General features: G+C 64.5%; 12 protein-coding genes. 9 read left to right on the plus strand and 3 right to left on the minus strand.

The window, feature by feature from the left end; all coding sequences use genetic code 11:
• The first annotated feature begins 25 nt into the window (after positions 1-25).
• From CAL29_RS11300 to CAL29_RS11310, 3 genes are all read left to right on the plus strand, one after another.
• Complete coding sequence (locus CAL29_RS11300) at positions 26-1,006, plus strand: Bug family tripartite tricarboxylate transporter substrate binding protein (protein WP_094853135.1); 981 nt, start codon at positions 26-28, stop codon at positions 1,004-1,006.
• Between the two features lie 67 nt (positions 1,007-1,073).
• Complete coding sequence (locus tag CAL29_RS11305; protein WP_094854021.1) at positions 1,074-1,949, plus strand: N-formylglutamate amidohydrolase; 876 nt, start codon at positions 1,074-1,076, stop codon at positions 1,947-1,949.
• 326 nt (positions 1,950-2,275) lie between these two features.
• Entirely contained in the window at positions 2,276-2,482 is a 207-nt protein-coding gene (locus CAL29_RS11310; RefSeq protein WP_094853136.1) for a cold-shock protein, read from the plus strand.
• Positions 2,483-2,634: 152 nt separating this feature from the next.
• On the opposite strand, the gene CAL29_RS11315 is transcribed toward CAL29_RS11310, so the two are convergent.
• Positions 2,635-3,207 carry a TIGR00645 family protein gene (locus tag CAL29_RS11315; RefSeq protein WP_094854022.1) on the minus strand — a complete coding sequence of 191 codons (573 nt, stop codon included), beginning with the start codon at positions 3,205-3,207 and terminating at the stop codon, positions 2,635-2,637.
• 343 nt (positions 3,208-3,550) lie between these two features.
• Between CAL29_RS11315 and CAL29_RS11320 the strand changes: the two genes are divergently transcribed.
• The 5 genes from CAL29_RS11320 (at position 3,551) to lon (ending at position 10,466) form a co-directional block, all read left to right on the plus strand.
• Positions 3,551-4,315 (plus strand): M48 family metalloprotease, encoded by a 765-nt coding sequence (locus CAL29_RS11320; RefSeq protein WP_094853137.1) that lies wholly within the window; start codon positions 3,551-3,553, stop codon positions 4,313-4,315.
• A 147-nt stretch (positions 4,316-4,462) separates the two neighbouring features.
• The gene (gene tig, locus CAL29_RS11325; protein ID WP_094853138.1) at positions 4,463-5,773 is read left to right on the plus strand and encodes a trigger factor; all 1,311 of its coding nucleotides are present in this window, start codon (positions 4,463-4,465) and stop codon (positions 5,771-5,773) included.
• Positions 5,773-6,429, plus strand: coding sequence for an ATP-dependent Clp endopeptidase proteolytic subunit ClpP (clpP, locus tag CAL29_RS11330; protein ID WP_094853139.1), 657 nt, complete (start codon positions 5,773-5,775; stop codon positions 6,427-6,429). Before tig ends, clpP begins: the two co-directional genes overlap by 1 nt.
• Positions 6,430-6,528: 99 nt before the next feature.
• A complete protein-coding gene (gene clpX / locus CAL29_RS11335; protein ID WP_094853140.1) occupies positions 6,529-7,827 on the plus strand; it encodes an ATP-dependent Clp protease ATP-binding subunit ClpX in 1,299 nt (432 codons plus the stop codon).
• A 188-nt stretch (positions 7,828-8,015) separates the two neighbouring features.
• Positions 8,016-10,466: an endopeptidase La gene (gene lon / locus CAL29_RS11340; RefSeq protein ID WP_094853141.1), complete on the plus strand. Its 2,451-nt coding sequence runs from the start codon at positions 8,016-8,018 to the stop codon at positions 10,464-10,466.
• 165 nt (positions 10,467-10,631) lie between these two features.
• On the opposite strand, the gene lexA is transcribed toward lon, so the two are convergent.
• Together lexA and CAL29_RS11350 are read right to left on the minus strand one after the other, a co-directional pair.
• Positions 10,632-11,279, minus strand: a complete 648-nt coding sequence (lexA, locus tag CAL29_RS11345) for a transcriptional repressor LexA (RefSeq protein ID WP_094853142.1) — start codon at positions 11,277-11,279, stop codon at positions 10,632-10,634.
• A 402-nt stretch (positions 11,280-11,681) separates the two neighbouring features.
• Entirely contained in the window at positions 11,682-12,887 is a 1,206-nt protein-coding gene (locus CAL29_RS11350; RefSeq protein ID WP_094853143.1) for an amino acid aminotransferase, read from the minus strand.
• A 75-nt stretch (positions 12,888-12,962) separates the two neighbouring features.
• On the opposite strand from CAL29_RS11350, the gene uvrB reads away from it, so the two are divergent.
• Complete coding sequence (gene uvrB / locus CAL29_RS11355; protein ID WP_094853144.1) at positions 12,963-14,990, plus strand: excinuclease ABC subunit UvrB; 2,028 nt, start codon at positions 12,963-12,965, stop codon at positions 14,988-14,990.
• Positions 14,991-15,163 lie beyond the last annotated feature (173 nt).

Genomic DNA, 15,163 nt, shown 5'->3' on the forward strand with positions numbered 1-15,163 from the left:
AGAACATCTTCCACAAGGGATCCTCATGTTCCTCAAGCAACGTCTACTCGGCCTGACCGCCGTCGCCCTCATGGCCGTCGCGCCCGTCCTGGCCCATGCCGACGACGCCTACCCCAGCCGTCCCATCCGCCTGATCGTGCCGTTCCCGCCCGGGGGCACCACCGATATCGTCGGCCGCCTGTTCGCCGACAAGCTGGGCCGCGAACTGGGCCAGACCGTGATCGTCGAGAACCGCGGCGGCGCCGGCGGCTCCATCGGCAGCGCGGCCATCGCCAACAGCGCGCCGGACGGCTATACGCTGGGCATCGCCACCGCCAGCACCCACGGCATCAACCCGGCCGTGTACGCCAAGCTGCCGTTCGACGCCGAAAAGGACTTCACGCCCATCACCAACCTGGCGGCCGTGCCCAACATCATGGCCATCAACCCCAAGGTCGGCGCCAAGAACATGGCCGAATTCATCGCCCTGGCCAAGAGCGAGCCGGGCAAGCTGACCTACGCCTCCGCCGGCAACGGTTCGGTTTCGCACATGATGGGCGAACTGTTCAAGATGGCTTCGGGCACCAACCTGGTCCACGTGCCGTACCGCGGCGTGGGCCCGGCGCTGAACGACGTGCTGGCCGGCCAGGTCGACGTCATGTATGACAACCTGCCTTCCACGCTGCCGCACGTGTTGGCCAACCGCCTGATCGCCATGGCCGTCGCCGCGCCCCAGCGCGTCAAGGCCCTGCCGAACGTGCCGACCTTCGCCGAAGTCGGCCTGCCCGCCGTCAACGACGCCTCGTGGTTCGGCCTGATCGGCCCGGCCAAGCTGCCCAAGGCCGTGGTCGACAAGCTGAATGCCGCGGTCGCCAAGGTCGAAGCCGAAGACGACGTGAAGACCCACCTGGAGGCGCTGGGCGCCGCGCCGGCCAACAACACGCCGGACGAGTTCGCCAAGCAGATCGCCGCCGAAATCGCCAAGAACAAGCGTGTGGCCGCCGAAGCCCACGTCAAGGTCGACTGACCGTCGCAACGGGCCGCCAGGGCAAATGTCCGGCGGCCCGTTTTTCCGAATACGCACCGTCTCCATCATGCTGAAAACCCAGCCGCTTTCCTATCGCCTGTATGCGCCGGCCGACTACCCGGCCGCGCCCGTTTCCTCCCCCCTGGTCCTCGATTCGCCGCACAGCGGCACCACCTATCCTCCCGACTTCGCGCCCGCCATCGACTTCGGCGCGCTGCGCACCGCGGAGGACACCTGGGTCGACGACCTCTGGAGCGGGGCGCTGGAACTCGGCGTGCCCATGGTGGCGGCAGCCTTTCCGCGCGCCTATATCGACGCCAACCGCGCCGCCGATGAAATCGACGCGCTGCTGCTGGACGCGCCCTGGGATGGCCCGGTGAACGAGACGGGCAAGGTCAAGCTGGGCAAGGGGCTGATCTGGCGCATGCTGGACGACGGCACGCCGCTGTACGACCGCAAGCTGAGCGTGTCGGAAGTCCATCACCGGATCGACGCCTGCTGGAAGCCCTATCACCAGGCCGTGAGCCAGTTGCTGGACGCCGCGCATCAGCGCTTCGGCAAGGTCTGGCACATCAACTGCCACTCCATGCCCAGCGTGGCGGGCGCCTACGCCACCGACAAGCCCGGCCTGGTCCATCCCGACTTCGTGCTGGGCGACCGCGACGGCAGCACCAGCGCGCCGGCATTCCGCGAGTTCGTCGCGGCCTGGCTGCGCGCCAAGGGCTACAACGTGACCGAGAACGATCCCTACAAGGGCGTCGAGCTGGTGCGCGCGTTCGGCAACCCGGCCGCCGGCCGGCACAGCCTGCAGATCGAGGTCAACCGCAAGCTCTACATGGACGAAGTCACCCTGCGTCCGCATGAAGGCTATGCGCGTCTGCAGGCCGACCTGCGCGGCTTGAGCGAGGCGCTGGTGGCATGGATGCGCGGGCAGGTCGCCTGATTCCGCGCGACCGCCGGGGGCCGCGCGCGGTCCTTGGCGGCGGCCGCGAATCGCGCCGCCTGGCCCCGACAGCCGTGGTTCCGGAAAGCAGCCGGAAGGGCCGGCGCAGCGCGTTAAGGTAGCCGTCAAATGGCCGATGACGCCCCGGCTCCGGGGCCGGCCGCATCGGTTGACCACGCAAAAAATTCCCGATTAAACTTGGCGCGCGAGATATTCAAGCGACGCGGTCCTTAGTTCTATTTGTCGCCGTCACAGGTACTGTAGTTGCCGATTTCCACTTCCTTGATAATCTGGCATCCTCTCGTTCATATTTTTGGGGTGGCAATATGGCAACCGGTATCGTGAAGTGGTTCAACGCGGAAAAGGGCTACGGCTTCATCGTTCCCGACGATGGCAGCAAGGATCTGTTCGTGCACTTCTCGGAAATTCGCACCGAAGGCTTCAAGACCTTGCAGGAAAACCAGCGCGTCAGCTTCGAAGTTGACAAGAATGGTCCCAAGGGTCCGTCGGCGAAGAATATCCAGATCCTGTAATTCCGCGGCGCGACGATTACGAGACAAAGCCCCGCATGCGCAAGCATGCGGGGCTTTGTCTTTGTCATGCCGGCGTCATGCGGATGCCGTATGCGCGACGGCCGTATGCAATATGCCGCGCCGCGCCCGGCGCGCCAGGACCAGGGGTGGGGTCAGTGCCCCTCGTCCTTCCCGTCCAGGCTCCCGGTCGTGTGCGGAATGACGATCAGCCGGTCGACCAGGGCGATGCCGATGGCGGAAAGGATGAATACGCAGTGGATGATGGTCTGCCACATCACCCCCGTCGAGGTGTACCGGCTGGCCTCGCTGCCCAGGTTGCCCGCCTCGATGAAGGTGCGCAGCAGGTGGATGGACGAGATGCCGATGATCGCCATCGCCAGCTTCACCTTGAGCACGCTGGCGTTCACGTGGCTCAGCCATTCCGGCTGGTCGGGGTGGTTTTCCAGGCCCAGCCGCGAAACGAAGGTCTCGTAGCCGCCCACGATCACCATCACCAGCAGGTTGGAAATCATCACCACGTCGATCAGGCCGAGCACGATGAGCATGATGTCCTGCTCGCCGAAGGTGTTGGCGTGGCTGACCAAGTGCCACAGCTCCTTGACGAACAGCAGCACGTAAACGCCCTGGGCGACGATCAGGCCCAGGTAAAGCGGCAACTGCAGCCAGCGCGAACTGAAAATAATGGCGGCCAGCGGATGCAGCCGGGTCGAAGGGGAAGATGCCATATAGGTGTTCAACCTTTCCTGGTGTATATCGGCGCCGGACCGGCCCCGCGCCCGTCCGGCTGGCGGCCCGTTTTCAGTAAGCCGCTCGTGCGCGGATTCTATCAAGCAGGGCGGCGTTTTTTTTCTTCCACCGTGCCCGGAATGTCAGCGCAGGTAATGAAAACCGCTGAGCATTTTTTTTAATTATTTATGGCGTGACTTCGAACGTTACGACGGCTTAATAGAATGTAAATAGAAATGAAATTAGGCGATATTGTGTAGCCAATATGGACAAAATATGTGTCCTCATCAATAGAATTTGCCCTTCGCCCCATTGGGGTACGGGAGAAGAGGATTCCATAAAATGAGCAAGACCATAAAATTCGCCGCGATCGCTTCCGCTGCCTGCGCCGTTTTTGCGCTGAAGCCCGCTTCGGCCTTCGACATCGGCGGCCTGGTCGGCGCCGGCGGCAAGATGGTGCAGGCCGCCACCCTGAGCGACAACGACATCAAGCAACTTTCCGACAAGGCCTGCGCGCAGAGCGACAAGCAGGAAAAGATCGCCCCGGCGGGCAGCAAGTACGACGCGCGCGTGCAGAAGCTGGGGAAGAAGCTGGGCAACACCATCAACGGCCAGCCCGCGAACTACAAGGTCTACATCACGTCCGACGTCAACGCCTGGGCCATGGGCAACGGCTGCATCCGCGTCTACAGCGGCCTGATGGACATGATGACCGACGACGAACTGCTGGGCGTGATCGGCCACGAAATGGGCCACGTGGCGCTGGGCCACAGCAAGAAGGCCATGCAGACGGCCTACACCGTCTCGGCCGCGCGCGACGCCGCCTCCGCCGCCGGCGGCTCCACGGTCGCCGCCCTGAACAGCTCGCAACTGGGCGACCTGACCGAGAAATTCGTCAACGCGCAGTTCTCCCAGTCGCAGGAAAGCGCCGCCGACGACTATTCCTTCGACCAGCTCAAGGCGCGCGGCCTGCCCACCCAGGGCCTGGTCACGGCCTTCCAGAAGCTGGCCAAGCTGGACGGCGGCCAGAGCAGCATGATGAGCTCGCACCCCTCGTCGACCAAGCGCGCCGAGCATATCCAGCAGCGCATCGCGTCCAACAAGTAAGCGGGGGTTCGTCCCCGGTTCGCCCCGCCGCGGCGGGGCTTTTCGCCAGTCGGCCCCCCGCTACGGGGGGCTTTTCTTTTTCCGGTAAAATGGGCGGTTGATTCTCGATCCACTTCGTCCATTCACTCGCAATATAGGTCTTTTCTAATGCAGCCTGTGGTTGAAACCCTCTCCGGCCTGGAGCGCCGCGTCGATCTGTCCGTTCTCCTGGCAGACGTCGAAAAAGAAGTCCAGGCGCAATTGAAGCGCGTTGCGCGTACCGCCAAGGTACCCGGCTTCCGTCCCGGCAAGGCGCCCCTGAACATGCTCGAACGCAGCCATGGCCCCGGCATCCGCTACGACGTCATCAATTCGCTGGTCGGCCGCGCTTTCGAGCAGGCCGTCGACGGCGCCCAACTGCGCATCGCCGGTTCCCCCAAGCTGGAACCCAAGACCGAAGGCGTGGCTGACGACACGCTGGGCTTCACCGCCACCTTCGAGGTGTATCCCGAAGTCGCGCTGCCCGACCTGGCCACGCTGAACGTCACCCGCTACGAAAGCCCCGTGGGCGACGCCCAGGTCGAGCGCACCCTGGAAGTGCTGCGCAAGCAGCGCGCCACCTACGAAGCCCGCGAAGGCCGCGCCGCCCAGGAAGGCGACCGCGTGACCCTGGACTTCGCCGGCACCATCGACGGCGTTCCGTTCGAAGGCGGCAAGGCCGAGAACTTCCCCTTCGTGCTGGGCCAGGGCCGCATGCTGCCCGAGTTCGAAGCCGCCGCGACCGGCCTGAAGGCGGGCGAGACCAAGGTGTTCCCGCTGGCTTTCCCGGCCGACTACCAGGGCGTTGAAGTGGCCGGCAAGACCGCCGAGTTCACCATCAAGGTCAACGAAGTCGCCGAACCCGTCCTGCCCGCCGTCGACGCCGAATTCGCCAAGTCGCTGGGCCAGGCCGAAGGCGACGTCGAAAAGCTCAAGTCGGACATCCGCGGCAACGTCGAGCGCGAAGCCAAGGTGCGCGTGCAAGGCCGCACCAAGACCAGCGTCATGGACGCCCTGGTCGAGGCCGCCAAGTTCGACGTGCCCAAGGCCCTGGTCGACAGCGACGTCCAGACCCGCGTCGCCGCCGCCCGCGAGGAATTGAAGCAGCGCGGCATTCCGAACGCCGAGTCGGTGCCGATCCCGCCCGAAGCCTTCAGCACCGAATCCGAGCGCCGCGTGCGCCTGGGCCTGCTGGTGTCTGAACTGGTCAAGCAGAACAACCTGCAAGCCAAGCCGGAACAGGTGCGCGCCCGTATCGAAGAGTTCGCCCAGAACTACGAGGAACCGGCCCAGGTCGTCAGCTACTACCTGACCGACCGCCAGCGCCGCGCCGAGATCGAGGCGATCGTGGTGGAAGACAATGTGGTGGCGCATGTGCTCGAGAAGGCCAAGGTGACCGACGAGCAACTGCCTTTCGATCAGTTGATGGGGATGGCTTGATGCAAAGATTTACCGATTTCTATGCGGCAATGCACGGCGGCGCTTCGGTGACGCCCACGGGCCTGGGCTATATCCCCATGGTCATCGAGCAGTCGGGGCGCGGCGAGCGCGCCTACGACATCTATTCGCGTCTGCTGCGCGAGCGCGTCATTTTCCTGGTCGGACCGGTCAACGACAATTCGGCCAACCTCGTCGTCGCGCAGTTGCTGTTCCTGGAATCGGAAAATCCTGACAAGGACATCTCGTTCTACATCAACTCGCCGGGCGGTTCGGTGTACGCGGGCATGGCCATCTACGACACGATGAATTTCGTGAAACCGGATGTGTCCACCCTCTGCACCGGCCTGGCGGCCAGCATGGGCGCCTTCCTGCTGTCGGCGGGGAAGAAGGGCAAGCGTTACTCGCTGCCCAATTCCCGCATCATGATTCACCAGCCCTCGGGCGGCGCCCAGGGGCAGGCCACGGACATCCAGATCCAGGCGCGCGAGATCCTGGACCTCCGCAGCCGGCTGAACCGCATCCTGGCCGATAACACCGGCCAGCCCATCGAACGTATTGAAATAGACACGGAGCGTGACAACTTCATGTCGGCGGAAGATGCGGTATCGTATGGACTCGTGGACAAGGTCCTGGCCTCGCGTTCGGAAGAGCGCTAAGGTTTTTTTCCGCGGGTCCTGGACCAAGCCGCCATATTTTTCGAGCCAGCGTAGGGCGGACGACCGTTGAACGGCCGTCCGCCGTCACCAGAGATATTTATGCCTGAAAAAAAGGGATCGGCAGACGCAAAGGTCCTGCACTGCTCGTTCTGCAACAAGAGCCAGCACGAAGTCCGCAAGCTGATTGCGGGACCGTCGGTATTCATCTGCGACGAATGCATAGACCTCTGCAACGACATCATTCGTGAAGAGGCGCAGGCCACGGCGCGGGCGGCCATCCGTTCGGAGCTGCCGACGCCGGCCGAAATCAAGACTTTCCTCGACCAGTACGTGATCGGCCAGACCGGCCCGAAGCGCATGCTGGCGGTCGCGGTGTACAACCACTACAAGCGCATCCGCCACGGCGAGCTCAAGGGCGACGAGGTCGAGCTGTCGAAAAGCAACATCCTTCTGATCGGCCCCACCGGGTCGGGCAAGACGCTGCTGGCGCAGACGCTGGCGCGCATGCTGAACGTGCCCTTCGTCATGGCCGACGCCACCACCTTGACCGAGGCGGGCTACGTCGGCGAGGACGTCGAGAACATCATCCAGAAGCTGCTGCAGAACTGCAATTACGAAGTCGAGAAGGCGCAGCGCGCCATCATCTACATCGACGAAATCGACAAGATTTCGCGCAAGTCGGACAACCCGTCCATCACCCGCGACGTGTCGGGCGAGGGCGTGCAGCAGGCCCTGCTCAAGCTGATCGAAGGCACGGTCGCCTCGGTGCCCCCGCAGGGCGGCCGCAAGCATCCGAACCAGGATTTCGTGCAGGTGGACACCACCAACATCCTGTTCATCGTGGGCGGCGCCTTCGATGGCCTGGAAAAGGTGATCCGCGACCGCACGGAGAAGTCCGGCATCGGCTTTTCGGCCTCGGTGCGGGCCAAGTCCGAACGCGGCGTGGGCGAACTGTTCAGCGAAGCCGAGCCGGAAGACCTGATCAAGTTCGGCCTGATTCCCGAGCTGGTCGGCCGCCTGCCGGTGGTCGCCACCCTGGACGAGTTGGACGAAGCCGCCCTGGTGCAGATCCTCACCGAGCCCAAGAACGCGCTGCTCAAGCAGTTCCAGAAGCTGTTCGCGATGGAAGGGGCGGAACTGGACGTGCGTCCGGCCGCGCTGAAGGCCATCGCGCGCAAGGCGCTCAAGCGCAAGACCGGCGCCCGCGGCCTGCGTTCCATCCTAGAGTCGGCGTTGCTGGACACCATGTACGAGCTGCCGTCGCAAGGCAACGTCAGCCGGGTGGTGGTGGACGACAACGTCATCGACGGCGACGGCCAGCCCTTGCTCATCTATGCGGATGAGGCCAGCCAGCCGGCCAAGCCGGAGCGGGGCGAAGTCCGCGACGCGGCGGCCTAAGTTCCTGGACACGTTGAAAAAAACCCGTAGTGTTCTACGGGTTTTTTCATTCATTTAGCCGGGGCTGGACCGCGGGCTTGAAAATTAAGCTATCGTTCCCATATCGGTCGTAACAGATGTTTGACAGGGTCGTTCCCTCGGGCGCGACGATAGCATCATCTCCGACTCGTCATACCGAGGACTACTCTATGTCTGGCACTCAGACCTTGCCTTCCGAACCTATCGACCTGCCGTTGCTGCCGCTGCGCGACGTCGTGGTGTTTCCGCACATGGTCATTCCGCTGTTCGTGGGGCGTCCCCGTTCCATCCGGGCCTTGGAAGTGGCCATGGAGGCCGGCAAAAGCATCATGCTGGTGGCGCAGAAGTCCGCCGGCAAGGACGATCCCTCGCCCGAGGACGTCTATGAAATCGGCTGCGTGGCCGGCATCCTGCAAATGCTCAAGCTGCCCGACGGCACCGTGAAGGTGCTGGTGGAAGGCTCGCAGCGCGCGCGCATCACCCGCATCGAGGACGTCGATTCGCATTTCACCTGCGAAGTGGTGCCCATCGAGCAGGACACCGCCCAGGGTTCGGAAACCGAAGCCCTGCGCCGCGCCATCGTGGCGCAGTTCGAGCAGTACGTAAAACTGAACAAGAAGATCCCGCCCGAGATCCTGACCTCGCTGGCGGGCATCGACGACGCCGGCCGCCTGGCCGACACCATCGCCGCGCACCTGCCGCTCAAGCTCGAGCAGAAGCAGAAGATGCTGGAAATCTTCGGCACCGCCGAGCGCCTGGAAGGCCTGCTCACGCAACTGGAAACGGAAATCGACATTCTCCAGGTGGAGAAGCGTATCCGCGGCCGCGTCAAGAAGCAGATGGAGAAGAGCCAGCGCGACTACTACCTGAACGAACAGGTCAAGGCCATCCAGAAGGAACTGGGCGAAGGCGAAGAGGGCGCGGACATCGAGGAGCTCGAAAAGAAGATCCTCGCCGCCCGTATGCCCAAGGACGCGCGCAAGAAGGCCGACGCCGAGCTCAAGAAGCTCAAGCTCATGTCGCCCATGTCGGCCGAGGCCACCGTGGTGCGCAACTACATCGACACGCTGATCAATCTGCCGTGGCGCAAGAAGAGCAAGGTCAACAACTCCATTTCCAACGCCGAGTCGGTGCTGGATGACGATCACTATGGCCTGGAGAAGGTCAAGGAACGCATCCTCGAATATCTCGCCGTGCAGCAGCGCGTGGACAAGGTCAAGGCGCCTATCCTGTGCCTGGTCGGCCCTCCGGGCGTCGGCAAGACCTCGCTCGGCCAGTCGATCGCCAAGGCCACGAACCGCAAGTTCGTGCGCATGGCGCTGGGCGGCGTGCGCGACGAGGCCGAGATCCGCGGCCATCGCCGCACCTACATCGGTTCCATGCCGGGCAAGATCCTGCAGAACATGAACAAGGTGGGCGTGCGCAATCCGCTGTTCCTGCTGGACGAAATCGACAAGCTGGGCATGGACTTCCGCGGCGATCCTTCGTCAGCGCTGCTGGAAGTGCTGGACCCGGAACAGAACCACACCTTCCAGGACCACTACGTCGAGGTCGATTTCGACCTGTCGGACGTGATGTTCGTGGCGACCAGCAATACGCTGAACATTCCGCCGGCCCTGCTGGACCGGATGGAAGTCATCCGCCTTTCGGGCTACACCGAAGACGAGAAGGTGCATATCGCCAGCGACCACCTGCTGCCCAAGCTGCTGAAGAACAACGGCTTGAAGGATGGCGAACTGTCGGTCGAGGAATCGGCCCTGCGCGATATCGTCCGCTATTACACCCGGGAAGCCGGCGTGCGGGCGCTGGAGCGCGAAATCGGCAAGATCTGCCGCAAGGTGGTCAAGGAACTGCTGACCAAGCGCGATGCCGCGGCCGGCAAGGGCGAGGCGGAGCAGGCCAAGGGCGTGGTCGTGTCGGCGGACAACCTCAACGACTACCTGGGCGTGCGCCGCTACACCTTCGGCATGGCCGAGAAGGAAAACCAGGTGGGCCAGGTGACCGGCCTGGCCTGGACCGAAGTGGGCGGCGATCTGCTGACCATCGAAGTCGCCGACATGCCGGGCAAGGGCGCCATCCAGCGCACCGGTTCGCTGGGCGACGTGATGAAGGAATCGGTCGAGGCGGCCCGCACGGTGGTGCGCTCGCGCGCCCGCCGCCTGGGCTTTGCCGACAGCGTGTTCGAGAAGCGCGACATGCACGTGCACGTGCCGGAAGGCGCGACGCCCAAGGACGGTCCGTCCGCGGGTATCGCCATCACCACGGCCATGGTGTCGGCCTTGTCGGGCATTCCGGTGCGCGCGGACGTGGCCATGACGGGCGAGATCACCCTGCGTGGCGAGGTGCTGGCCATCGGCGGCTTGAAGGAAAAGCTGCTGGCCGCGCACCGCGGTGGCATCAAGACCGTGCTGATCCCCGAGGAAAACGTCAAGGATCTGGCGGAGATTCCGGACAACGTCAAGAACCACCTGGAAGTCGTGCCGGTGCGTTGGATCGACAAGGTCCTGGAATTGGCGCTCGAACGCATGCCCGAGCCGCTGAGCGAGGAAGAGTCCAAGGACAAGCCTCTGGTCTCGGCCCAGCCCGCTAGCGAAAGCGCGGATCCCGTGACCAAGCATTGATTGATGCGGGAGGCAGGGGCTCCGGCCCCGGCCAAGCAAAAAGGCGAACCGTATATGCGGTTCGCCTTTTTGTTTATGCGGCTTTCTTGTTGATGCGGCTTGTTTGTTGGCTTGTTCGTTGGCTCGTTTGGCTTCTTCGGCTTGTCCGTTTACATCGCCCGCCACTCAGTGCAGCGCCTGCGTCCGGATGAGGCCCACGGCGATGCCTTCCAACGCGAAGTCCTGGCCGTTCCGCACGACGATGGGCTCGAAATCCGGGTTCTCCGGCAGCAACTGGATGCGGCCGCCTTGCCGCTGCAGGCGCTTGACCGTCACGTCGTCGTCGATGCGCGCCACGACGATCTGCCCGTCGCGCGCCTCGCCGGCTTTCTTGACCGCCAGCAGGTCGCCGTCGAGGATGCCGGCGTCGCGCATGCTCATGCCGCGCACCTTGAGCAGGTAGTCGGGACGTTGCGCGAACAGGCCGGGATCGACGCCGACGTCGCGTTCGACGTGTTCGGCCGCAAGAATGGGGCTGCCGGCGGCGACGCGGCCGACCAGCGGCAGCATCAGTTGGGCGAGGGCAGGGAGGGGCAGCATGGCCTGCACGCCCGTGGGGGCTTCCTTCAGGCGTATGCCGCGCGACGCCCCGGCGGTGAGTTCGATGGCGCCCTTGCGCGCCAATGCCTTCAGGTGATCTTCCGCGGCATTGGGCGAACGAAACCCCAGGGCCTGCGCGATTTCGGCGCGGGTAGGGGGGAAGCCGGTGCTGGCGACCGTCTGGCGGATCAGATCGAGAATCTGCTGCTGACGTTCGGTGAGTTTGGTGGCCATGCGTCCGTCTCCCAGGAAATCTTCGGGCTGTATGGATATACAGCCCTGAATTTTGGGGGACGCAGCTTGGAAATGCAAGCCTTTTTCCAGCGGCGTTTTTTCATCGCCGGGCCGCTCCCAAGATGAAAAACGCCCCCTCGGGGGGCAGCAAGCGGCGCAGCCGCGCGGCGTGGGGGCCTTTTTTCATCGCCGGGCCGCTCCCAAGATGAAAAGCGCCCCCTCGGGGGGCAGCAAGCGGCGCAGCCGCGCGGCGTGGGGGCCTTTTTTCAGCCGCGCCGGGCCGCTCCCAAGATGAAAAGCGCCCCCTCGGGGGGCAGCAAGCGGCGCAGCCGCGCGGCGTGGGGGCCTTTTTTCAGCCGCGCCGGGCCGGCGCAGGTCCGCGCCGGCCCGGCACGCGGGGGTTCAGCCCTTCAGCACGGCCGCGATGGCGTTGGCGACCTTGTCGATGTTGCCGCTGTTCAGCGCGGCCACGCAGATGCGGCCGCTGGCCACGGCGTACACGCCATGCTCTTCGCGCAGGCGGTCGACCTGGGCCGGGTTCAGGCCCGAATAGGAGAACATGCCGCGCTGCTTGAGCACGAAGCTGAAGTCCTGGCTGGCGCCGGCGGCCTTGATCTTCTCCACCAGTTGGGCGCGCATCAGGCGGATGCGGTCGCGCATGCCGGCCAGTTCCTCTTCCCACAGGGCGAAGAGCTCGGGCGAGTTGAGGACCGAGGCGACCACCGTGCCGCCGTGGGTGGGCGGGTTGGAGTAGTTGGTGCGAATCACGCGCTTGAGCTGGCTCAGCACGCGGGTGGCTTCGTCCTTGTTGCCGGCGACCACCGTCAACGCGCCGACGCGCTCGCCGTACAGCGAGAACGACTTCGAGAACGAGGAGCTGACCAGCATGGTGATGTCCAGGTCGGCGAACAGGCGCACGACCGCGGCATCTTCCTGCAGGCCTTCGCCGAAGCCCTGGTAGGCGATGTCCAGGAAGGGCACCAGGCCGCGTTCCTTGACGACCGCGGCGATCTGCTTCCACTGCTCGGGGGTGGGATCCACGCCGGTCGGGTTGTGGCAGCAGGCGTGCAGCACGACCACGCTTTGCGCCGGCATGGCCTTCAGACTGGCCAGCATGCCTTCGAAATTCAGGCCGCGGGTGGCGGCGTCGTAGTAGGCGTAGTTTTCAACGGTGAAACCGGCGCGCTCGAACAGGGCGCGGTGGTTTTCCCAGCTCGGATCGCTGATGTAGGCCTTGGCGCCCGGCAGCAACTGGCGCAGGAAATCGGCGCCGATCTTCAGCGCGCCGGTGCCGCCCAGGGCCTGCACCGTCAGCACGCGGCCTTCGGCGGCCAGGGGCGAGTCGGCGCCCAGCAGCAGGGTCTGCGCGCCCTTGTTGTAGCCCGGGATCCCTTCGATCGGCAGGTAGCCGCGCGCGGCGGCCGCCTCGATGCGAGCCGTCTCCGCCTTGCGCACCGCGGCCAGCAGCGGGATGCGGCCATTGTCGTCGTAATACACGCCAACCCCGAGGTTGACCTTGCCGGGACGCGTGTCGGCGTTGTATTGCTCGTTCAGGCCCAAAATGGGGTCGCGGGGTGCTAGCTCTACGGAGTCGAAAAGAGTGCTCATCGGATCGAACGGAGGAAGGGTGGACGCAGCGGACAGTGCGGCGGATAATCAGGGGTTTCCCTCGGACAGTCTAGCATGTCCTCTCCCGGATTCATCGAATTCCCCGACAGCCCTTTCCAGCTCTACCAGCCCTATCCGCCGGCCGGCGATCAGCCCAATGCCATCGAGGCGCTGACGCAAGGCGTGGAGGACGGTCTGATGTACCAGACCTTGCTGGGCGTGACGGGCTCGGGCAAGACCTACACCATGGCCAACGTCATCGCCCGTCTGGGCCGGCCGGCCCTGGTGCTGGCGCCGAACAAGACGCTGGCGGCGCAGCTCTATGCCGAGATGCGCGAGTTCTTCCCGCGCAACGCGGTCGAGTACTTCGTCTCGTATTACGACTACTACCAGCCCGAAGCCTACGTGCCCACGCGCGACCTGTTCATCGAAAAGGACTCGTCGATCAACGAGCACATCGAGCAGATGCGGCTGTCGGCCACCAAGAGCCTGTTGGAGCGCCGCGATACCGTCATCGTCGGTACGGTTTCGTGCATCTATGGTATCGGCAATCCGGGCGACTACCACGCCATGGTGCTGATCCTGCGCGCCGGCGACCGCGTGTCGCGGCGCGAGATCCTCGCCCGCCTGGTCTCCATGCAGTACACCCGCAACGACGCCGAATTCGCCCGCGGCGTGTTCCGCGTGCGCGGCGAGACCATCGACATCTTCCCGGCGGAAAGCGCCGAGCTGGCGCTGCGCGTCACCTTGTTCGACGACGAGGTGGAAACGCTGGAGCTGTTCGATCCGCTCACCGGCAAGGTGCGGCAGAAGGTGCCGCGCTTCACCGTTTATCCGGGGTCGCATTACGTCACGCCGCGCGATACCGTGCTGCGCGCCATCGAGACCATCAAGGAAGAGCTGCGCGAGCGTTCCAAGCTTTTCATCGACGAGGGCAAGCTGGTGGAAGCCCAGCGGCTGGAGCAGCGCACCCGGTTCGACCTGGAAATGCTGCAGGAACTGGGCTTTTGCAAAGGCATCGAGAACTACTCGCGCCATCTGTCCGGCGCCGCCCCCGGCGAGCCGCCGCCCACGCTGATCGACTACCTGCCGGCCGACGCCCTGATGTTCATCGACGAAAGCCACGTCACCATCGGCCAGTTGGGCGGCATGTACCGCGGGGACCGTTCGCGCAAGGAAACCCTGGTCAACTACGGTTTCCGCCTGCCGTCCGCGCTCGACAACCGGCCGCTGCAATTGCAGGAATTCGAGTCGCGCATGCGCCAGTGTGTATTCGTCTCCGCCACGCCGGCCGCCTACGAGCAGGAACATGCCGACAACGTGGTCGAGCAGGTGGTGCGTCCCACGGGCCTGGTCGATCCCATCGTGGAGGTGCGCCCGGCCCGTTCCCAGGTCGACGACCTGCTGGGCGAGATCAAGCTGCGCGTGGAGCGCAGCGAGCGCGTGCTGGTCACCACCTTGACCAAGCGCATGGCGGAAGACCTCACCGATTACCTGGCCGAGCACGGCGTACGCGTGCGCTACCTGCACTCGGACGTCGACACGGTGGAACGGGTGGAAATCATCCGCGACCTGCGCCTGGGCACCTTCGACGTGCTGGTGGGCATCAACCTGCTGCGCGAGGGCCTGGACATCCCGGAAGTGTCCCTGGTGGCCATCCTGGACGCCGACAAGGAGGGCTTCCTGCGTTCGGAACGCAGCCTGATCCAGACCATAGGGCGGGCCGCGCGCAACCTCAACGGCCGCGCCATCCTCTATGCGGACAGGGTGACGGACTCCATGCACCGGGCGATCGGCGAAACGGAGCGCCGCCGGCAGAAGCAGGAAGCTTTCAATGTCGAGCACGGGATTACCGCGCGCGGCGTCAAGAAGGCCGTGCGCGAACTCATCGACGGCGTTGTGGCGCCGCAGCAGCACCAGACCGTCGAGGATGCGCTGCCGGCCACCGTGCTGAAGGACGAAAAGGCGGTGGCGCGCGAAATCAAGCGCCTGGAAAAACTCATGATGGACCACGCCCGCAATCTCGAATTCGAGCAGGCCGCCGCCGCGCGGGACGCCTTGAACGCCCTGAAGGACCGCATCCTGCTGGACGGGGCGGTCTAGGCGCGTGGTGCAGGCGCCTCATTCGCGGGCGCCCGGCGGCCCGTTTCGGACCCCGGCGCTTGCGCATCCGCTGGTGTTGTGTTAGCGAAATGTCAGGCGGTGTCAGAATCGGGAATCAGTGTTGCAAACCGCCCCTTGATTTTTTCTAATAAGTAATTAATTTTATTGAGAAT

It is taken from the genome of Bordetella genomosp. 10 (assembly GCF_002261225.1).
Taxonomy (GTDB): Bacteria; Pseudomonadota; Gammaproteobacteria; order Burkholderiales; family Burkholderiaceae_B; genus Bordetella_C.